Raw genomic sequence first — 18,154 nt, forward strand, 5'->3', positions numbered from 1 at the left:
AGTGACGGATTTCGCCGCCGGCCTCAAGTACGCCCGAGAACTCGGCGAATGACTTGTGTGTAATCGCATGCGTTTAGCCGCCTTACCGCATGATCATCCTCATGCGGGCTTGTCTTCGCTGATGCGCGTCACATCGACAGTTGAATGAGCTTTCGGTGCGCGAATTTCACAGCTAGAACTTCCGCTCCAGGCCGTCAAGCCTCGTTCGCCCTTCCCGGAAGCCGACGTTTGATTGCGCCGCATCGCGAACGACAGCTACGTGGCGAACTGCAGCCGCACGAAGGATGAACGGCGAAGGTCGCCAAAGGCCGAATCAGGTGATTTGATAACGTCCTTGGCCTCGATAGGTTTCACTTAATTCGCCGAGCAAGTCGACTGAAGGTAATCGCCGCGCAGATTCTCCGCGGCGATCGCAGAATGCCTTATTGGCTCGCATCCTCGCCTTCCGCCCCAACGCTTTGGGCAGGGCTTTCAACAGGTGCAACACTCTCAACCGGTGCTCGTGACTTACGGGCCGGACCCGTGCCGAGAGAGCGAGCACGTTTTGTCGCTGCGCTCTGAGCGACCTTCGTCGCCGCCGTTGACTTTTTCGCAGCTGCTCCTTTCTTGGCGACTGCGCTTTTGTTCGCCGCTGCCCCTTTCTTGGCAGCAACTCGTTTCTTCGCTGCAGGTCCCGTCTTCGTAGTCGCTCCCTTCTTCGCTGCCGTCGCCCTTTTCGACGCCGCTTTCTTCCCGACCGGCTTTGCCGCGACCACTTTTACGGCCTTTTTCGGTGCTGGCTGCTTCGCAATTGCACCCTTTTTCGCGGTCACCAGTGCGCCCGCGTTGCTCGCTGCACTGTCCTTCTCAATCAGGAGCGCACTACGATCCTTTGCGCTCGAAATCCAACCAGGTGCGCGACCGAATCCGCTCCATGTCAATCCCGAGACCGGATCGCGATACAGAGCGGGCTGAGGTCCTTTGCGTGCGGCTGTCCTGCGCTTTTCCGACACCTTCGCGCGAACAGGCGCCTCACCAGCACCCGCCGCGAGGAACGCGGTCCGATCGCTTGCATTCGCAATCCACGCCGGCGCCCTGCCACGGCCACTCCAGCTCGCACCGGTCTGCGGATCAACATACTTCGCTGAACCCGCTTTTCCCACTGCGTTTGCTTTGGTCTTACCTGATGCCTTGCCAACAAATCCGGCGACGTCATCGATCGAAATCTCATGATGCGCCATCAAGTCATGAATCTGCTTGATCACGCCGCTCGCAGCCTTGGCTTTTAAAGCTTGCGCCTGAGCTTCGAGTTTTTTGATCCGCGCTTGAATCGCTTCTAGCGTCGCCATTGCCCTCTCCTATTCCGAAAATACTCGCACTATGCCACGGGCCCGCGGCAATGGGCTAGCAGCGATCGTCTAATCAGCATCTAAAAGAATGGAGAAGGCGCGCTTCAAGACGGCTTTTCTGCTTGCAGATGTTGGCGAAGCGCCAGCTTCGCGTTAGATTAACGATTGGCAAATTCAGTATATCGACTTTATGCGCACCGACGAGTGGCTCTCTGATCCTGAAACAGCCTATGCGCAATGGCAGCGAGCGGAAGCCACCGGCGCCGATCGTCGTGCCTTCGCGGATCAATCAATCGTCCAGCATTGCTCGATGTTTTCGCGATTCAATGACTATCTGTCGACCCGTGGGCAATGCGTAGCCACATTCGGTGCCGATCACATCGATGCATTCTTTAGAGAACTCGCGCGCGACTGTCATCCGGGAACCACGACTCGCTATCGATATCTGAAGCTCATCGATCGACTTGCCCGACATCTCGTTGCGCTTGAATTGCGCAAAGAGAATCCCGCCGCCGACTTGCTTGCGCGAGAGAACTGGCCCGAGGATGAACCGACGCCAATCTATCTATCTGAAGAGGACGACAAGCGCCTGCAGGCGGTGTGTCGGACGACGACTTGTGCATCCGCGAAAGAGTTGCGCAATACGGCGGTCGTCGCGCTCTTTCTCGGGTGCGGCGTCACGGCGGCGGAACTGAGTCTTCTCCGCGTCGCGGACCTTGACATGGAGGACAAGCGGCCTAGCCTGCTCGTTGAGAAACATGGTCCGCGGCTCGCCAGACGCGTACCGATCGACAGTTTCGCCACTGATGTGCTGCGCGCGTACTATGAGGCCCGGAAAGCGATTGTTTGCGCGACGGACTGGCTTTTCGTGGCAACGGCCGCAGGCAAGCCTATGAAACCCGACACCTTGGTCAAGTGCGTTCGCACGGCGCTCGAGGCTGCGGGGCTATCGGCCGCAGATGAAAGCCCTCGCCTCCTACGCAATACCTATGGAAGGCGCCATCTCGCCGCGGGGAAAACCAATGAGCAGGTCAGCAGCCTGCTCGGCCTGTCGAGCCACCGAACCGTGACGCGCCTTCGGTTCACGCTTAACGCTGCAGCTTGTGTCGAAGGCTAAACAACGAACGAAACGAAAACATGACGAAAGATGACAAGAAGGTCCTCGACGATCAGATCCGGCGATGGACAACCGAAACGAACAACCTGGCCGGGAAGATCGCGGTGGCAAAGGGCACGAAGGGCACGAATTACGCACTGTTGCTCGTCATGCCGCAAGGGACTATGAAGACGTCCGCGAACCGATTGCAGAGGATGCACTGCGCGTCATGAATCAGGTTGGCCCAAGGGCTTCAACATCGAAATCTTCAACCGATCGAAGTAAATCGAAGCGATATGACGCGTTTCTAATCGACTAGCGCCGGTTCTGGCTCGTCGGGATTCTCATCTCGAGGCGGCGGCTTCAATCCGGCGAGCGCACGGTATCTCAGATGCTGCTCCATGAGCAACAGGCGGATTTTTTCCATGGCGACCAACTGTCCGAGGTTCTCCTCTTCCCATGCCCGCCGGACCGAGTCGAAGTAAGTTTCAATCTCTCCCATGGTCTGGCGCGCCTGCGCAAGTTCGAGCAGCATGCGCTCAACGTCTGCGTTCCCACGGTACTTCTTCCATAGCACCCGCCCCTCGTCGACGCCGACAGGTTCGAAGCGGGGAAGCGTGCGTGTCTTCATGGGCGCCGGAGTAAACGTCTGCACAACATTAAGTGAACGCGCGCTCATGAGATGCAGCGCGAATGGCGTGACGCGGTGCACTGCGTGCGCGCCCTTCCGTCGAGCGGCCCAATCAAGTGAGATTCGGCGGAGAGCTTGGGCAACATCTTAATGTTGATCAAGACAGTTCGTGTCTTGTTCTGAGGATGGCACGCCTTTTTGAAGTCCGGTGGCTAGCTGGCTCGCGAGTGCACTGAGGAAAGGGTGCGCTCGTCTCTGCGGATCGAGTCCGCTGACTGTGGATTTTGCAGGGCTTCCTTGACTTCTCGAGTAGATGAATAGGATCAGAGATCTGCCAAAACAACGGCGCAGGTATTCAACCCTCCAATCCTTTCTTCCGAGCCTACATGCCCTATACCATCGATCCCTTGAGCATCCAGTTCACCGAGACACGACATGGCGTCAACGCGACGGCCCGAATTCTGTTCGATGGGAAGAAGGTCGGCACCATCCACGACCACGCCGAACGGATCGTCACTGACGTGACGTTCAGCACGGGGGAAGACCGTGCCGCATTTGCGAGTGAAGCACGGCGCAATCTCGCCACGGTGTTCGGAAAGGCCACCCATCACGATAGCGCCTTCATCTCGGAATACGCGCGGGCCTTATTGCAACAAGCCGAGGAGGAACTGCTGAAGCAGTCGCAAGACGATCACATATCGGATGACCGAGCATGACAGATCGATACGCCATGGGAGACTGGACGTCGATTTGGGGAAGTGAACCCTATCTGATTCATCGCCTCGTGCTCGATCTCCAGTCTAGGTGCGTTATCGCGGGCCAGGACCGGTACAGGAGGCGGCGCACGCCAATGAGCTTCGCAGATCTCGCTTATGTGCAAGAAATGCTCGACGAAACCTTTGATGACATCTGGTCGTCATCTGTCGAGTATCAATTCGAGCTTAGGAGCGACATCCCTGCTTGGGCGCTTGAAGCGTGGACGTGGCCACGCGAACATCGCGAGGAGAGTGGATGCAATACCGACGAATCGCGTGAAGAGCCGCTGCAAATCGATCAGTACGGTTGCCGGTTCAGTGTCACTCCAGTGCTCCTCTCATACAAGGGAGAGCTGGATTAGCCGACTTCCTGCTCAACGGGCCGCGCGTACCGAGGCGATCATCCGATCCAGACGCTGGGTGGCTGCCAAGACTTGGCCGAATCGCGCCTCTCTCATCTGGCGGTCGTACTCATTGATGATCGTGGTCAGCGACTGGACAAATGTCTCGTCGAAGTTCCATTCGCCGGTTGCCTTGCCTGCATCGAGGATCGCGAGCACAGCTTCTTCGACTTGACGAACGAACGACAGGTCGAGCACACCGTGTCCTGCTTCGGTAAGGAAACTTGTCAGCAGGACCGTGTGCGCGAGGATGGTCGTCTCGTGACTTCCGGCGCGGCCTCCTCGCGCCGATTCGAGCGCAATGCGTGGCTGCAGACAGAGCGCGTCGGCCTCCTGCCGCGGCATGGGAAGCAGAAACCGCTTCGATTGCGCACGCGTCGGTGTTTTGGGCGATCTGCGCTTTTTGGAGACAGGCATCTCGTCAGGTCTACCATTCGGATCGTGCGTTCACTGCAGCGCGATGCGGGAATCCGCCCCAGCAGCTTCGGAGATGATCGCAGGTCCGACGCTCATCGTCTGGCGATTGCGCTGTGCGTCGCGTTTCTCTTGCGCGGCCGAAATGAAGGTCAGGAGGTCGCGGTTCAGGTCCGCATCCTTCGCGCCTGGTCGCCACGGCACACATCCATGTTTTTTTCGTGTCTCCCGCGCCAGCGCCAGCGCATCTCGCGCTGCCTTTGCGCACTCGACGCTCACTTCCTCGCAAAGCGCGACAGGGTCGCCATAGTCGGCGAATGACCCGAGATCTTCACGTCCAGCATGTATCCTGGCCGGGAAGTCACGCAAGTCGGATACGACGCGATGGCCGAGTCGTCGCCACTGGATTTTTTCGGGAAACAGGAAAGCCGGCAGCATGGCGCTCTTGATGGCATCGCGGTTGCCCGTTCGGCTCAACTCGTCGCGTGCCCAGTCAGCACGATGCATCATGGCGCGGCAGACGCGGGCGTAACCCTCGAGCGAGATCGCCACTTCGAGGGCCGCATCGCGCCGCTCACGTCGATGAGTGACCCGGTCTTTCAACCCTTGCACCAACAGTACCACGATGGAACTGATGGCACTCGACATGCCGACAATGGCCAGCCACTGCGGCCAGTTGATCTGAGTCAGAAAAGCTGGAATCTGCTGCCATTGCTGCAATTGGGCCTGCCACATCGCGCATCATCCTCGTGAGCTTCGGAGCAGGAATTATAAGGAGTTCTGCGCGCGCTCCCGAGAACCAGCAAGGCGTTCCCGCCCGTCGTGTGTGCTTTATGCGACGCGATCGCTAATTGACGGTCAGTCCGTATTGCGATTTGCCTGTACGCGTGCTCCCGCGCATGGCGGATTTAAGCGGCTAATCAAGAAAGGTAAATCCCTTTGTGGCCAACTTTCTTTCCGCGCTATGCTGGGTTCTCGCGCACGAGATAATGGAGACACACAAAAATGATCTTCTATCACCACGGTGCAGCGATTCAACCGTCGGTCACACGCGTCGGACGAACCTATGTCGCCCGCGCCTCTATCCTGGAACGCGATGGCCACGCCACCTCGTTGGGCGATCTCGGTGCATTCGCAAGCAGGGATGGTGCATACCGATTCGCCATCCGATGCGCATTCGCGTTTGTCGACGGGCAGACGCCGCCGCTTCCGCCATTCGAAATGGATGCGCGCTATTCGCGCGGGCTAAGCACGAACCCTTCGGCATGAATCAGCCGGCCACCGAGCTACGCCGCGAGTCGGTGCTCATAGTAGAAGCGGTCGCGGTCGTCCAAAATGGCGTAGAGCGCGTCAAGATTTGACGGGTTCGGATTCAGCCACGCCTGAACATTCTCCGGTTTGACCGGCACGATACAACGGTCGTGGCCGGCAGCAGCGACTTCCACCGGCGGTTCGTCGGTGATGGCCGCGAACGAAAGCAAGTCCGGCTGATCCTTCGCCGTCCAGCGCGACCACAAACAGGCGACCAGCATGTCACCGCCCGAGTCAGGCTTGAATTCGAGGGCGACATTTTCGTCTTTCTCGCCGGGAGCAAGCGCTCGCCCTTCCATACGTGCGCGGCTCACATTCTCGTAAAAGCGGTTCACGATCATGATGCCGTGGGAATAGCCGAACAGCGGTCGCCAGAAGCCCGAAAGACTGTCGACACGGCAGTTGTACGTCCCGGGGAAACGCGTATCGTAAATGGCCGGCTTCCCGGCAATGCGGCACTGATACCGCATCGGCTTCACGACGTACTTTCCGTTTTCAACGACGAGCACGGGCGCGTAGTGACCCGGGAAGATGCGCGAATCCCGCGGCTGTCCTTCGGTTCGCTTGAGATCTTCGAGGCGGCGCAGCGCTGCGTCGATCTTGTCGGTCGCAATGCGCTTGCTCCCGGCGGCCGCCTTTGTGGTCTTGCCCTGCAGGGAACGCTGCGCATCGGCGAGGCGAGTTCGCTGCCTGAAGAGCTCCTGCTCCAGACTGGTCGCCTGCTCCGCATTGTAACGATCGATGAATGCCTTGATCTGCCGTTCATCGTCATTCTGCGGATTGAGAAACGCGTCTTCCATCGCCTTCGGGATCTTCGCCTTGCTGCCCTCGGCACGCTCCCAGAAGAGGCGCGCAAACTCCCGGATGTCCATCTGCGCGCCGAACATCTTCACGTAGCGTCGATAGTCCGCCTGAATCTGCGCCGAATAACACATCTGTCATCGTCTCCTGTTTCGTTGCCTGGCCGTGTCACAGCGATTCGCGGCAGAGCCGCATCATCTTCTGGACGACCGTGCTCGCATGATTCAGCCCCATGTCGCCGGTGAAGAGCGCCTGCACATCCGATTGGCGAACCGCAATGCCTGCTTTCTTCAGATCGTGGCGAGCGATCTTGAACGCCAGTTGGCCGATCCGAATGCGCTCAAGCCAATGCATCATGACGAGGTTGCGCTTAAGCCAGATGCGGCAGCTCTCCACGACGTGATCCACTCGCCATTCCTGCGTCAGCGCGTACGAAGCGGCCACGGTTGCCACCAGAAAGCACAGCAGATCCGATCGCGCGCCTGTTAGTTCGTCAATATCGGGCTTGCTCATTTCGCTCCTACTTGGTCCCAACCTGCCAGCCGTCAAGATGCACGTGCGGACGAACGCGGGACTTTTCAACAACGTGGACTTAACGTCGCTCGCCGCAGCGCATTCCTGTGCCCACGCACGAACCGTCGCACCGGGCACAGAATCGGCAACCCCGCACGCTATCTTCGACCTTCCAGCCATTGAATTCTTCAACGTCATGACCGTCCGGAGGAAGCGGCTCGCTCGCATTGCCGCGTCAATCGTTGCGCGCCGGACGCCCCGGGTACCTTGGCGACAAAGGTCGCGGCCTCGGCCACGGGTGTTTCCGAAGCATATCCATCGGTCGGCCTGCACGGGAGTATGTAAGACGAAATTCACTGCTTCAACTTTTGCGCTACACTACTGTATAAATATACAGTGATTGATCAACCCCTTCCACCATGGCCGCCCTGCCGCAACACATCGAGACAATCCATGCGAGCCTCTGGCGCGGCTCGGAACTCGCGCGCGCCTACGGCAAAACCGTCGACACCGGCTACGCAGCCCTGTCGGCGGAGCTGCCGGGCGGTGGCTGGCCCATCGGCGCCTTGGTAGAGCTGCTGGTCCAGCAGCCTGGCATTGGTGAGATGCGGCTGCTAAAGCCTGCGCTCGTGGCCGCGAGCAAACGGCCGGTCGCGCTACTCCAGGCGCCGCACGTGCCGAACAGCCTGGCGTTTTCGTATCTGGGCCTGCCGCTGGACAAGCTGATGATGCTGCGCGCGCCCAAGACGGCCGACGCACTGTGGTGCGCCGAGCGCGTGCTGAACGCCCGAAGTTGCGGCGCGCTGCTCTTCTGGCAACAGCACATCCGATCTGAGGCCTTACGGCGATTGCATCTCGCGGCACAAGCGACGGAAACCTTACTGATTCTGGTTCGACCGCTTGCCGCCGCCCAAGATTCTTCGCCCGCCGCATTACGGCTGGCGGTGCGGCCCGCCGACAGCGGCATCGTCGTCGATGTCGTTAAGCGACGAGGGCCCATCCGAACCGACCAACTGTCCATCCATCTTCAACCGTCTCCGATTCTGCTCAGCCCTCATGGCCGTGTTCGTCGCAATCTTCCTGCCCCGGCTTTCGCTGGAGGTGTTCCGTCCGAGATGGTCGTCTCCGACTGAACACGGCTGTGTGGTGCTCGAGCGTGACAAGGTCATCGTCCTCGACCAGGCAGCCAGAGACGCAGGGGTGATGGTGGGCATGAAGCGCGGCGGCGTCGCGACGCTCATGGCCAACGCGTTGATGTACGACCGCTGCCCAACCCGTGAGCTCGACGTGCAGCGCGAGGTCGCCTTCGCTCTACTGCGCTTCTCTCCTCAAGTGGCCGTGCGAGAAGAGGAAACCATCGTCGTCGACGTGACAGCGAGCCTTCGGCTTTTTGGCGGCATCGCGCAGGTTTGCCGGCAGATCCGAGAGGTGGTCAATGCGATTGGCGTAACCGCTCGCATGAGCGTCGCGCCAACGGGTCAAGGTGCGTGGCTTCTTGCCAAACGAGGTCGCCGGCGCGTGCTCAAGATGAGTTCGCTGGAACGCACGCTCGGCGAGTTGCCCTTCATGGTGAGTCCCGAAGTGCGGCCCTTCGCCGAGTGGTTCAACGGCCTCGGTTGCCGAGTGCTCAACGATATTCGACGCCTGCCGCGTGCAGGTCTCAAAAAGAGGTGTGGCGTGGACTTACTGGACTCTCTTGACCGCGCCTACGGCCTGTCGCCCGAACTTTATGAATGGCTCGAGTTGCCACCCTCCTTCAGCGCGCGCTCCGAACTGCCCGATCGCGTTGAACATGCTGAAGCGGTCTTGTTTTGCGCGCGACGACTGATCGTGCAGCTGTGCGGATGGCTGAGCGCGCAGCAGCTCGCGCTCACGCAGGCGACGATCACGCTCGAACATGAACGGGGCCGCCAGGCGATCGAGCCGACGACGATCGACATCGCGCTCGCGGAACCAACCTGGCATGAGGAGCACCTCGTGCGACTGCTCAAGGAGCGGCTCGGACGCATCGAGCTCGAAGCGGCCGTCATCGCGGTACGCTTGGCTGCTTCGAAAGTGCAGCCAGCCGAGCCGCCGAGCGACTCGCTTTTCCCCGATCCCGGCGGATCCACGCAGGATCACAATCGCCTGCTCGAACTGTTGGTGGCTCGTTTAGGTGCAGAGAATGTGTTGCGTCCCGCGCCGACGTCGGATCATCGCCCCGAACAGGCGAATCTTTGGGTCCCGGTCCAGGACACCGTCAAAGCCTGCCCGCCTCCTGCTGAACTGCCGCGGCCAACGTGGTTACTCGATACGCCTGTGCGGCTGATGATCAACAATCACCGGCCGTTTTATGGTTCACCGCTCAAGCTCGTCTCGACCGGCGAGCGTATCGAAGCCGGCTGGCATGACGGCGAACTGGTAACGCGCGACTACTACGTCGCGGAAGCTGCCGATAAGAGCTGCTACTGGATCTACCGTGAACGACCGAGCGTGAAGACCGAAGAAGTCCGCTGGTTTCTTCATGGACTCTTCGGATAATCGGTGGCGTCGCCGTGGATCTTTTCTCGTCGGCCCTACCCGACTACGCGGAGCTGTTCGCGTTCACAAACTTCTCGTTTCTGCATGGCGCCTCACACGGCGAAGAACTGGTGCTGCGGGCGTCGCAACTCGGCTACTCAGGCCTCGCCATTACCGACGAATGCTCGCTGGCAGGTGTCGTGCGCGCGCACGTCCAGGCGAAGGAAGAAAATCTCCCGCTGATCATCGGCTCCTACTTCCGGCTTGTTCATGCGGACAAGAGCCCGGCGTTCGGTCTCATCCTGCTCGCACAAAATCGCAACGGCTACGGCAACCTATCCGAGTTGATCACGCTCGGTCGCATGCGCGCAGCGAAAGGAGAGTACCTGCTCACGCCGCACGATCTTTCGAAGCCCGAGAAAGAGTTCGCGCATCTGCGCGGCATGCCCGACTGCCTGGCGATTCTTGTGCCGGAGTTCCCCGCGAAAGAAGATGCGCTCTCCGCGCAGGTGGAATGGCTCAACGAGACGTTTCCTGCTCGCGCATGGGTGGGCTTGATCCTGCATCAACGCGCGATGGATGACATTCATCGAGGTAGCGTCGAATACATCGCCGAGCAGCATCGCGTACCGGTCGTCGCGCTCGGCAACGTCGTAATGCACGTCCGCTCAAGAAAGCCACTGCAGGACACCATGACAGCGATCCGCATCGGAAAGCCCGTGGCCGAGTGCGGATACGATCTTGCGCCCAACGCTGAGCAACACCTTCGCTCGCGTCTGCGGCTCGCCAATCTGTATCCTGCGCACGCGCTGTCACAGACCCTCAACATCCTGGAGCGTTGCACCTTCTCGCTGGATGAGTTGCGTTACGAGTATCCCGATGAACTCGTGCCGGACGGCTTCACGCACGAGGCGTATCTGCGGCAGGAGACGTACATCGGCGCGCATAAACGCTTTCCAGCCGGCATCCCGCTTGAGGTTCAGCAGCAGATCGAGCATGAATTGCAGCTGATTCGCGAGATGCGCTACGAAGCGTACTTTCTGACGGTCTACGACATCGTGCGCTTCGCGCGCAGCCAGCACATCCTGTGTCAGGGTCGTGGATCAGCCGCGAACTCGGCCGTTTGCTACTGCCTCGGTGTGACGGAAGTCGACCCGTCGCGCGGCAATATGCTGTTTGAGCGCTTCATCTCCAAGGAACGCGGTGAGCCGCCCGATATCGATGTGGATTTCGAGCATCAGCGTCGTGAAGAGGTCATCCAGTACATCTATCGCAAGTACGGACGGGATCGCGCCGCCATCGCAGCGGCCGTCTCGACCTATCGGCCGCGCGGTGCGCTGCGCGAAACCGGCAAGGCGCTTGGCATCGATCCGCAGATCGTCGACAAGGTCGCGAAGAGTCACCAGTGGTTTGATCACTCGCAGGATCTATTGCGTCGCTTCGAGGAGTCTGGGCTTGACCCCGCCAACCCGCTCATCACGATGTGGGCGAAGCTTGCTGCCGAGATACTCAACTTCCCACGGCACCTATCGCAGCACTCCGGAGGCTTCGTCATCAGTCGAGGCAAGCTCACGCGGCTCGTGCCCGTCGAGAACGCCGCGATGGCCGACCGCAGTGCGATCCAGTGGGACAAGGATGATCTCGAGGCGCTGGGGCTACTGAAAATCGATGTGCTCGCGCTGGGCATGCTGTCCGCCATTCGCCGTACGCTCGATATCGTCTCCGAGCAGCGCGGCGAACGCTTCGAGATGCAGGACATCCCGTCAGAAGATCCTGCGACATACGAGATGATCTCGCAGGCCGACACGGTCGGGGTTTTTCAGATCGAGTCGCGCGCGCAGATGAGCATGTTGCCACGCATGCAGCCGCGGACGTTCTACGACTTAGTCATTGAAGTTGCGATCGTGCGCCCCGGTCCAATTCAGGGCGGCGCTGTGCATCCTTATCTTCGGCGGCGTCAGAAGATTGAGCCTGTCACCTACCCGAGCGCTGCGCTGGAGACGGCGCTTGGCCGCACGCTCGGCGTGCCGATCTTCCAGGAGCAGGTGATGCAGGTCGCGATCCTTGCGGCAGGCTTCACACCGGGCGAGGCGGATCAGCTGCGGCGCGCGATGGCTGCGTGGAAACGCAAAGGCGGATTGCAGCAATACTACGACCGCATCGTCAACGGCATGCAGGAGCGTGGCTACGACAAGGCGTTCGCCGAGGCCATCTTTGAACAGATCAAAGGCTTCGGCGAATATGGTTTCCCCGAAAGTCACGCAGCGAGCTTCGCCCTACTCGTCTATGCCAGCAGCTGGCTCAAATGCCACGAACCCGCTGCTTTCCTCGCCGCGATGCTCAACTCGCAGCCGATGGGCTTCTACTCGCCCTCACAACTCGTGCAGGATGCGAAGCGCCACGGAGTCGAGGTGCTGCCGATCGACGTCACGATCAGCGGCTGGGACTCGGTGCTTGAGCGTCATGTCGATCGTGCGAAGCCAGTCGTCCGCCTCGGCCTGTCGTTACTCAAAGGGATGCGCGATGGAGTAGCGGAGCGCATTGAGAATGCGCGAGCCGTGAAGCCTTTCGCGAGCGTGAGTGACCTGGCGCGCCGCGCGCAACTCGATCGGCACGATCTCCAAGTGTTGGCGGGCGCGAACGCGCTGCAGTCGCTCGCTGGCAATCGCCGTGAAGCGCTTTGGCAATCGGTCGCAGCAGTGCCCGACCGGGACATCCTGGCCGACAGCCGGATCGATGACGAGACGCCAGAGCTTGGCGCGCCGTCTGAGGCAGAAGACATCGTCAGCGACTACAACGCAGCAGGCCTGACCTTGGGCCGGCATCCGCTTTCGATTCTGCGCCCTGTTCTGCTGGAACACCGGCTTATGCCAGCCTCAACGTTGCGCGGGTTGCCCAACGGAAGATTGGCGCGTGGCTGCGGACTTGTCACGGTAAGGCAGCGACCCGGCACTGCGAAGGGCGTCATGTTTGTCACCCTGGAAGACGAGACCGGCAATGTCAATGTGATTGTCTGGCCCTCGCTACTCGAGAAGCAACGAAAGGAGGCATTGGGCGCAGCGCTCCTCGCCGTGTATGGCACATGGCAGTGCGAAGGCGAGGTCCGACATCTCGTTGCGCAGCGGCTGGTGGACATGTCGCACCTGCTCGGCGGGCTCACGACCGTGAGTCGCAACTTCTGCTGAGGGCCGCCCGTCCGAGCCGAGTCGATGAAGCTGGTTGGGCCGGTCCCGCCGCTGTTCGAGTCGTGTCGCTTCGTGCAGCGCTCCGTCTGGCCGCGATTCTTTACGGCGCCTTGTTCGGCTGCGCCTGTCCGGTATCTTCTTTGATACGCCGCGACTTCTTCGGCTGTTTCGAAGCGGCTGTGGGCGCATCCGCCTTCTTCTTGACCTTCACTTTTGCTTCGGTTTTCGCATTCGCCTTGTCATCGGCCTTCGTGTCGGACTTGGTACCGGCGTTCATATCACGCTCCCCCGTCACCTTGCGAATTTTCTTACCGGTCTTATCGCTATTGGTTCCTTGGCCAACGTTGGCAGGCAACGCTCTGCCGACCTTTGTGCTTGCGCTTCGCTTCGCTGGCTTTGAAGTGGAAGCGTCCGACGAAGCGGCGACGCCGATGCTTGCGCTCTCAGACTCGGAGACACGCTCACGCTCAAGTTGAAGAATCGCCTCGTGCCAATAATGGTCATCACGTCCGGATTGGCGACCGTCACTCTCCCACAGCAGATAGGCACGGACGCGGATTTCGTCTGTAGTTAGCGCAGTAGGCATTGGAGTCGTATCAAAGTTGAAGTGCAGACAACATAGCAGGTCGTCTTCTGTTGCTCAACGCCGGGCTGCCTCTGCAAACCGACGCCTTATGGCTCCCGTCCCCAGCTGCTAAACCGCCGAGTCCTGATGGAATGCGCTTTGCTCCTTCCGTCAATCTCGCCTGGAGCGCACCGTGGCTAAGACTGCTAAGAGCCTCAACACCGAAAAGTCGGAGGGCCTCATTGGTAAATCGGTCAAGGACCGCTCCTCGCGAACGACCCTCTCGCGACGCCAGGCACGACGCGCATCAAGACGGGAGACGGCGACAGGGCGGACCCGGACCCATGCCAAACATCGACCTGATCGAGCTGAAAGGCGCGAAACTTGCCGTGCCCGCGGGCGCTGCTGTTCTTCAATCCGCGCGTCGCTGCGGGCAGTGACCATCGGCCGCAGCCGCACTTACTGATTGCGTCATGGCCTCGCCCCGCGACATTACTGCGCCTCCCCTCGCCCGCTATCGAAAGAAGCGGGACTTCAGTGTCACGCCCGAGCCGCGTGCGTCTACCACCGAGACTCCCCTCCGCGCACGCAAACTCAGCTTCGTCGTCCAAAAACACTGGGCGAGCCGTCTGCACTATGACTTTCGCCTCGAACTTAACGGCGTACTGCTCTCTTGGGCCGTGCCTAAAGGTCCCTGCTACGACCCCAGCAAAAAGCAGATGGCGGTGCGAGTCGAGGATCACCCAGTCTCCTATGCGGGCTTCGAAGGCACGATCCCGCCTAAGCAATATGGCGCCGGCAAGGTCATTGTGTGGGACCACGGAACGTGGGAGCCGGTAGGCGACGCCGCCAAAGGCATGGAGGTAGGCAAGCTCGTTTTTCGCCTGCACGGTGAGAAGCTTGCCGGCTTATGGGAGCTGGTGCGCATTTCCAAGCCGGGCGACAAGCAGGACCAATGGATGTTGTTCAAGAAGCGAGACGAGTGGGCTCGCCCGCTTGAAGAATACGACGTTATCAAGGCGCTGCCCGACAGCATCGTCGCCAATCCGCTGGGGCTTCTTGAAGAACGCGAGCCGAAGACAACCGCACGCCCGCGCGCCAAGGAGTCGAAGATCGACCTATCCGCCGCAGTGCCGGCCCCGCTACCGGCAAAACTCGAACCGCAGCTTGCCACACTGGCAAGTGCGCTTCCCAAAAGCGGCGACTGGATCACCGAGACGAAGTTGGACGGTTACCGCCTGCTGGCTCGAATCAACAAGGGTCGAGTGAAGCTCTTCACGCGGAACGGACACGACTGGACCGTGAAGTTTCCGGCCCTGACCGCCGCGATCAAAGAACTCCCGGTCGTGAGCGCGTGGCTCGACGGCGAAATTGTCGTACTCGAAGACGGCATCCCGAGCTTCTCGGCACTTCAGAATGCAATTGACGGGCGAAACAACCAAGCCATCGTGTTCTTCCTGTTCGATCTGATGTACCTGGACGGCGAAGATTTCAGGAGAGTGCCGGTTTGGGCACGGCGAGCGCGACTGGCTACGGTTCTCGAAAACGCAGGAGAGCAGCTTCTGTTCAGTCAGGACTTTAACGCACCTCCCGCACAGGTCTTCGCGGCTGCCGCCGGGCTAGGGCTGGAAGGTCTTGTGCTCAAACGGCGCGATGCGCCGTATGAGTCGGGACGCACGGAATCGTGGTTGAAGGCAAAGGCCCGACTCCGGCAGGAACTGGTCATCTGCGGCATGACCGGCCGCGGCGGTAAATCCGGCGAGGTCGGCAGCCTGTTGCTTGGATATTACGTGGGCGACAAGTTTCATGACGCGGGAAGCGTCGGCACCGGCTGGGACTCGAAGACCGCTCGAGATCTCTGGAATCGCCTGATTGGGCTGGAGATCGACGCGGCGCCCTTCGACGTGCAGGTTGCCAAGGCACGACGATGGTCCAGACGTGCTGCAGGCAGCGAACGGTGGCTCAAGCCGACCATGGTCGCCGAAGTGGAGTTCGCCGAATGGACAGGTGACGGTGTCATACGACAATCATCGTTTAAAGGTCTGCGCCTTGATAAGCCCGCACGCAGCGTCGTCCGAGAGGGAGGCAAGACGCAGCTGGCAGAGCCTTCGCCGCAGCTTAAGATCACTCACCCGGAAAGAGTCATCGATGCGTCGGCGGCGATTACGAAGGCCGACCTGGTTCGCTACTACGCAAGCGTAGCCGAGTGGATGTTGCCGCACCTAAAGGACCGGCCCGTAGCCCTGGTTCGCGCGCCCGAAGGTGTGGCGGGCAACCTGTTTTTCCAAAAGCATGTCGAGCGCACGGCTATGCCCGGCCTGACTGCGCACAATCGCGAACTTTGGCCCAATCATCCGCCGCTGTTGACAGTCGATACGGCAGACGCCTTGCTGTCCGCCGCGCAAATGAACACGATCGAATTTCATACGTGGAATTCAATCGTCCGCCAGCTCGACAAACCCGACCGGGTTGTGTTCGATCTCGATCCCGGCGAGGGCGTGAAATGGAACCACGTCCAGGAGGCGGCACTGCTCGTTCGCACGCTGCTGTCAGAACTGGACCTTGAGGCGTGGCTCAAGACGAGCGGCGGGAAGGGCCTGCATGTGGTCGTACCGCTCACTCCAGAGTTGGATTATCTGACGGTGAAGTCGTTCTCGCAGGCGTTCGTCCGACACCTTGCCAAGACGATTCCCGAGCGCTTCTCCGCGGTATCCGGGCCTGCGAATCGTTTGGGCAAGGTCTACGTCGACTATCTGCGCAACGGGAAAGGACAGACGACTGCAGCGGCATTCTCGGCGCGCGCCCGGCCGGGCATGGGCGTTTCCATGCCGCTCGCGTGGGAGCAGCTCACCGAGCTGAAGAGCGGCGCCCAATGGAATGTCCAGACGGCGCGCGAATACCTCAGTTTTCAGTCGCGGGACCCCTGGACGGATTTCTGGTCGACCGGACAATCTTTGTCGTCGGCGATCGAGCGTCTCGCTTGAGAACCGTAGGCTCGGCAAGTCAACTTACGCCATCGGCCCCTGCAGTGGATTTTCGCCGCCCCGCTTTGATCCGACGCCCGCACACATTCCTGCCCCGTTGAAAAGATGGCATAGGCAGAGCTCGCTCCACAACAACCGACGGCTTTCGCGACGCGACCTGGCTGCAGTGTTCATTGGTTGGCATCCTCTATGCGTGAGCCCGTGCTCGCAACGGATCAAAAATCGCAGCGTTGCTGGGAAACACCATGAGAATTCTCGTTCTGGACGACGATTGTGACTTTGCAAAGGGACTGGCCGCGCTCATCGAGCAGATGGTCACGAACCTTTCGTCGCATACGACTGTAAGACCGCACGCGCATTGGCGGGCAGCCTCCTCTTCGATGTGATCCGAGCCGACGTTGAACTGCCCGATGGCGACGGCCGCCACACCTGCGACGGGCTGAGAATGAAAGGGCATCGCGGTGTATCAAGAGGCGCTGCGATACCGCGCGAACGACCCGGTGCTTCTGTTCAACATCGGCGTGGCGCTTGAAGATTCCGGCCGCTTCCGCGAAGCATTGCAGTCATATGAGCGTTGCATCGAACACGACCCCGACTTCGCAGATGCCCACTTCAACGCCGCGCGCATCTATGAAGAACTGGGCGAGGCGACCCTGGCGATTCGCCACTTCAATCAGTTCCCCAGACTGGAGAAGCTCTAATAGGAGACGCTGATGACGATCGAAGCCGTTTGGTTCCTGATCGTCGGGGCATTGATGGTGCTAATGGCGCTAGGCCGCAAACTGGTCGAGCGGCTGCCGATGACCGGCGCAATGGTGTACCTCGTCGTCGGCTTCCTGCTTGGTCCGGCGTGCGCTGGGCTGTTGACGATCGACATCGAGCGCGACGTGCGCCTACTTCGCACGCTCACCGAAGCGGGACTTGTCGTGTCCCTTTTCGCCATCGGAATGTATCTGCGCGTGGAGCTCTCCGACCCGCTTTGGCGACTGACGTTACGCCTCGCCGGCCCCGCGATGCTGATCACCATCGCAATCATGTTCGCCGGCGCACGATGGGGTCTCGGGCTTGCCGCAGGCCCGGCGTTGCTGCTGGCGTCTGCGCTTGCACCAACCGACCCGGTTCTGGCCAACGAACTGCGCGTCGAGGAAGCCGGCGACGATGAGCCACTGCGCTTCGCCCTGTCATCGGAGGGCGGACTCAACGACGGCGCGGCTTCTCCGATGGTCTACATTGCGCTGGCGCTTTGCGGAGTCAGCAGTCTGGGCAGCGGAAACCCCTGGACGTTCGCCCTTGCGATCGCGTGGGGGCTGGCGAGCGCGCTCTTCTTCGGCTGGGCCTTGGGCACCGGGGTGGTCGTGCTAGTGACGAAACTGCGCACGAAGTACGATCATGCGCTGGGGCTGGAAGGCTTTCTGGCGCTCGGGCTCGTTGCCTTGGCCTACGGTGCGACGCTGATCGTCGATGGCTACGCCTTCATCGCAGTCTTCGCCGCCGGCGTCGCGCTACGGCGGCAGGAAATGAAGGCAACCGGTGACAAGCCGCCAAGCGAGGTCTCGACCGAGAAGCCCATCATGTTTTCCGCGATATACGCATGAGCCAGTTCCGGATCTTTGGCGGCTTCCTCCTGCTCGCCCCGCTCGACTGATTCCAACACCTTGTCTGGCCGGTGCT

Annotated in this window: 18 protein-coding genes; 11 read left to right on the top strand and 7 right to left on the bottom strand. The window is 60.4% G+C overall.

The features are described from left to right. Nucleotides 1-422: 422 nt before the first annotated feature. Nucleotides 423-1,328: an H-NS family nucleoid-associated regulatory protein gene (locus NCR38_RS31270; protein ID WP_250478216.1), complete on the bottom strand. Its 906-nt coding sequence runs from the start codon at nucleotides 1,326-1,328 to the stop codon at nucleotides 423-425. 190 nt (nucleotides 1,329-1,518) lie between these two features. Here NCR38_RS31270 and NCR38_RS31275 point away from each other — a divergent pair, with 190 nt between their 5' ends. Beyond that, nucleotides 1,519-2,445, top strand: a complete 927-nt coding sequence (locus NCR38_RS31275) for a site-specific integrase (RefSeq protein WP_250478217.1) — start codon at nucleotides 1,519-1,521, stop codon at nucleotides 2,443-2,445. 20 nt (nucleotides 2,446-2,465) lie between these two features. After that, nucleotides 2,466-2,657 carry a hypothetical protein gene (locus NCR38_RS31280; RefSeq protein WP_250478218.1) on the top strand — a complete coding sequence of 64 codons (192 nt, stop codon included), beginning with the start codon at nucleotides 2,466-2,468 and terminating at the stop codon, nucleotides 2,655-2,657. A gap of 74 nt (nucleotides 2,658-2,731) precedes the next feature. Here the strand turns inward: NCR38_RS31280 and NCR38_RS31285 are convergent, their stop codons facing one another. Further along, nucleotides 2,732-3,055 carry a hypothetical protein gene (locus tag NCR38_RS31285; RefSeq protein ID WP_250478219.1) on the bottom strand — a complete coding sequence of 108 codons (324 nt, stop codon included), beginning with the start codon at nucleotides 3,053-3,055 and terminating at the stop codon, nucleotides 2,732-2,734. Between the two features lie 386 nt (nucleotides 3,056-3,441). On the opposite strand from NCR38_RS31285, the gene NCR38_RS31290 reads away from it, so the two are divergent. Together NCR38_RS31290 and NCR38_RS31295 are read left to right on the top strand one after the other, a co-directional pair. Beyond that, the gene (locus NCR38_RS31290) at nucleotides 3,442-3,771 is read left to right on the top strand and encodes a hypothetical protein (RefSeq protein ID WP_250478220.1); all 330 of its coding nucleotides are present in this window, start codon (nucleotides 3,442-3,444) and stop codon (nucleotides 3,769-3,771) included. Then, nucleotides 3,768-4,172: a hypothetical protein gene (locus NCR38_RS31295; protein ID WP_250478221.1), complete on the top strand. Its 405-nt coding sequence runs from the start codon at nucleotides 3,768-3,770 to the stop codon at nucleotides 4,170-4,172. Before NCR38_RS31290 ends, NCR38_RS31295 begins: the two co-directional genes overlap by 4 nt. Before the next feature lie 12 nt (nucleotides 4,173-4,184). Here the strand turns inward: NCR38_RS31295 and NCR38_RS31300 are convergent, their stop codons facing one another. Together NCR38_RS31300 and NCR38_RS31305 are read right to left on the bottom strand one after the other, a co-directional pair. Then, nucleotides 4,185-4,628 (bottom strand): Fis family transcriptional regulator, encoded by a 444-nt coding sequence (locus NCR38_RS31300; RefSeq protein ID WP_250478222.1) that lies wholly within the window; start codon nucleotides 4,626-4,628, stop codon nucleotides 4,185-4,187. A 30-nt stretch (nucleotides 4,629-4,658) separates the two neighbouring features. Next, the gene (locus NCR38_RS31305; protein WP_250478223.1) at nucleotides 4,659-5,360 is read right to left on the bottom strand and encodes a hypothetical protein; all 702 of its coding nucleotides are present in this window, start codon (nucleotides 5,358-5,360) and stop codon (nucleotides 4,659-4,661) included. Nucleotides 5,361-5,630: 270 nt separating this feature from the next. On the opposite strand from NCR38_RS31305, the gene NCR38_RS31310 reads away from it, so the two are divergent. Beyond that, nucleotides 5,631-5,894, top strand: coding sequence for a hypothetical protein (locus tag NCR38_RS31310; protein ID WP_250478224.1), 264 nt, complete (start codon nucleotides 5,631-5,633; stop codon nucleotides 5,892-5,894). A gap of 17 nt (nucleotides 5,895-5,911) precedes the next feature. Here NCR38_RS31310 and NCR38_RS31315 read toward each other — a convergent pair whose 3' ends face one another. Both NCR38_RS31315 and NCR38_RS31320 read right to left on the bottom strand, forming a co-directional pair. Continuing rightward, on the bottom strand, nucleotides 5,912-6,871 hold the full coding sequence (locus tag NCR38_RS31315; RefSeq protein ID WP_250478225.1) for an SOS response-associated peptidase family protein: 960 nt from the start codon (nucleotides 6,869-6,871) through the stop codon (nucleotides 5,912-5,914). Nucleotides 6,872-6,905: 34 nt separating this feature from the next. Continuing rightward, on the bottom strand, nucleotides 6,906-7,250 hold the full coding sequence (locus NCR38_RS31320) for a hypothetical protein (protein ID WP_250478226.1): 345 nt from the start codon (nucleotides 7,248-7,250) through the stop codon (nucleotides 6,906-6,908). Between the two features lie 419 nt (nucleotides 7,251-7,669). Between NCR38_RS31320 and imuA the strand changes: the two genes are divergently transcribed. From imuA to NCR38_RS31335, 3 genes are read left to right on the top strand one after another with little or no spacing between them, the layout of a single operon-like run. Then, nucleotides 7,670-8,383: a translesion DNA synthesis-associated protein ImuA gene (imuA, locus tag NCR38_RS31325; RefSeq protein ID WP_250478227.1), complete on the top strand. Its 714-nt coding sequence runs from the start codon at nucleotides 7,670-7,672 to the stop codon at nucleotides 8,381-8,383. Next, nucleotides 8,307-9,770, top strand: coding sequence for a DNA polymerase Y family protein (locus NCR38_RS31330; RefSeq protein WP_250478228.1), 1,464 nt, complete (start codon nucleotides 8,307-8,309; stop codon nucleotides 9,768-9,770). The genes imuA and NCR38_RS31330 overlap by 77 nt, the downstream gene beginning before the upstream one ends. A 14-nt stretch (nucleotides 9,771-9,784) precedes the next feature. After that, entirely contained in the window at nucleotides 9,785-12,934 is a 3,150-nt protein-coding gene (locus tag NCR38_RS31335) for an error-prone DNA polymerase (RefSeq protein ID WP_250478229.1), read from the top strand. Nucleotides 12,935-13,034: 100 nt separating this feature from the next. Here the strand turns inward: NCR38_RS31335 and NCR38_RS31340 are convergent, their stop codons facing one another. Continuing rightward, entirely contained in the window at nucleotides 13,035-13,520 is a 486-nt protein-coding gene (locus NCR38_RS31340) for a DUF2934 domain-containing protein (protein ID WP_250478230.1), read from the bottom strand. A gap of 452 nt (nucleotides 13,521-13,972) precedes the next feature. On the opposite strand from NCR38_RS31340, the gene ligD reads away from it, so the two are divergent. From ligD to NCR38_RS31355, 3 genes are all read left to right on the top strand, one after another. Beyond that, nucleotides 13,973-16,483: a DNA ligase D gene (gene ligD, locus NCR38_RS31345; protein WP_250478231.1), complete on the top strand. Its 2,511-nt coding sequence runs from the start codon at nucleotides 13,973-13,975 to the stop codon at nucleotides 16,481-16,483. 500 nt (nucleotides 16,484-16,983) lie between these two features. Then, entirely contained in the window at nucleotides 16,984-17,184 is a 201-nt protein-coding gene (locus tag NCR38_RS31350) for a tetratricopeptide repeat protein (protein ID WP_250478232.1), read from the top strand. A 12-nt stretch (nucleotides 17,185-17,196) separates the two neighbouring features. After that, nucleotides 17,197-18,078 (top strand): cation:proton antiporter, encoded by an 882-nt coding sequence (locus NCR38_RS31355; RefSeq protein WP_311394686.1) that lies wholly within the window; start codon nucleotides 17,197-17,199, stop codon nucleotides 18,076-18,078. The last annotated feature ends 76 nt before the right edge of the window (nucleotides 18,079-18,154 follow it).

The organism is Caballeronia sp. INML1, from assembly GCF_023631085.1.
Classification (GTDB): domain Bacteria; phylum Pseudomonadota; class Gammaproteobacteria; order Burkholderiales; family Burkholderiaceae; genus Caballeronia; species Caballeronia turbans.

Bases quoted from the DNA above. Each gene is read 5' to 3' on its own strand.
- NCR38_RS31270 (WP_250478216.1), bottom strand. From the start codon at position 1,328: ATGGCGACGCTAGAAGCGATTCAAGCGCGGATCAAAAAACTCGAAGCT.
- NCR38_RS31275 (WP_250478217.1), top strand. From the start codon at position 1,519: ATGCGCACCGACGAGTGGCTCTCTGATCCTGAAACAGCCTATGCGCAA.
- NCR38_RS31280 (WP_250478218.1), top strand. From the start codon at position 2,466: ATGACGAAAGATGACAAGAAGGTCCTCGACGATCAGATCCGGCGATGG.
- NCR38_RS31285 (WP_250478219.1), bottom strand. From the start codon at position 3,055: ATGAAGACACGCACGCTTCCCCGCTTCGAACCTGTCGGCGTCGACGAG.
- NCR38_RS31290 (WP_250478220.1), top strand. From the start codon at position 3,442: ATGCCCTATACCATCGATCCCTTGAGCATCCAGTTCACCGAGACACGA.
- NCR38_RS31295 (WP_250478221.1), top strand. From the start codon at position 3,768: ATGACAGATCGATACGCCATGGGAGACTGGACGTCGATTTGGGGAAGT.
- NCR38_RS31300 (WP_250478222.1), bottom strand. From the start codon at position 4,628: ATGCCTGTCTCCAAAAAGCGCAGATCGCCCAAAACACCGACGCGTGCG.
- NCR38_RS31305 (WP_250478223.1), bottom strand. From the start codon at position 5,360: ATGTGGCAGGCCCAATTGCAGCAATGGCAGCAGATTCCAGCTTTTCTG.
- NCR38_RS31310 (WP_250478224.1), top strand. From the start codon at position 5,631: ATGATCTTCTATCACCACGGTGCAGCGATTCAACCGTCGGTCACACGC.
- NCR38_RS31315 (WP_250478225.1), bottom strand. From the start codon at position 6,871: ATGTGTTATTCGGCGCAGATTCAGGCGGACTATCGACGCTACGTGAAG.
- NCR38_RS31320 (WP_250478226.1), bottom strand. From the start codon at position 7,250: ATGAGCAAGCCCGATATTGACGAACTAACAGGCGCGCGATCGGATCTG.
- imuA (WP_250478227.1), top strand. From the start codon at position 7,670: ATGGCCGCCCTGCCGCAACACATCGAGACAATCCATGCGAGCCTCTGG.
- NCR38_RS31330 (WP_250478228.1), top strand. From the start codon at position 8,307: ATGGCCGTGTTCGTCGCAATCTTCCTGCCCCGGCTTTCGCTGGAGGTG.
- NCR38_RS31340 (WP_250478230.1), bottom strand. From the start codon at position 13,520: ATGCCTACTGCGCTAACTACAGACGAAATCCGCGTCCGTGCCTATCTG.
- ligD (WP_250478231.1), top strand. From the start codon at position 13,973: ATGGCCTCGCCCCGCGACATTACTGCGCCTCCCCTCGCCCGCTATCGA.
- NCR38_RS31355 (WP_311394686.1), top strand. From the start codon at position 17,197: ATGACGATCGAAGCCGTTTGGTTCCTGATCGTCGGGGCATTGATGGTG.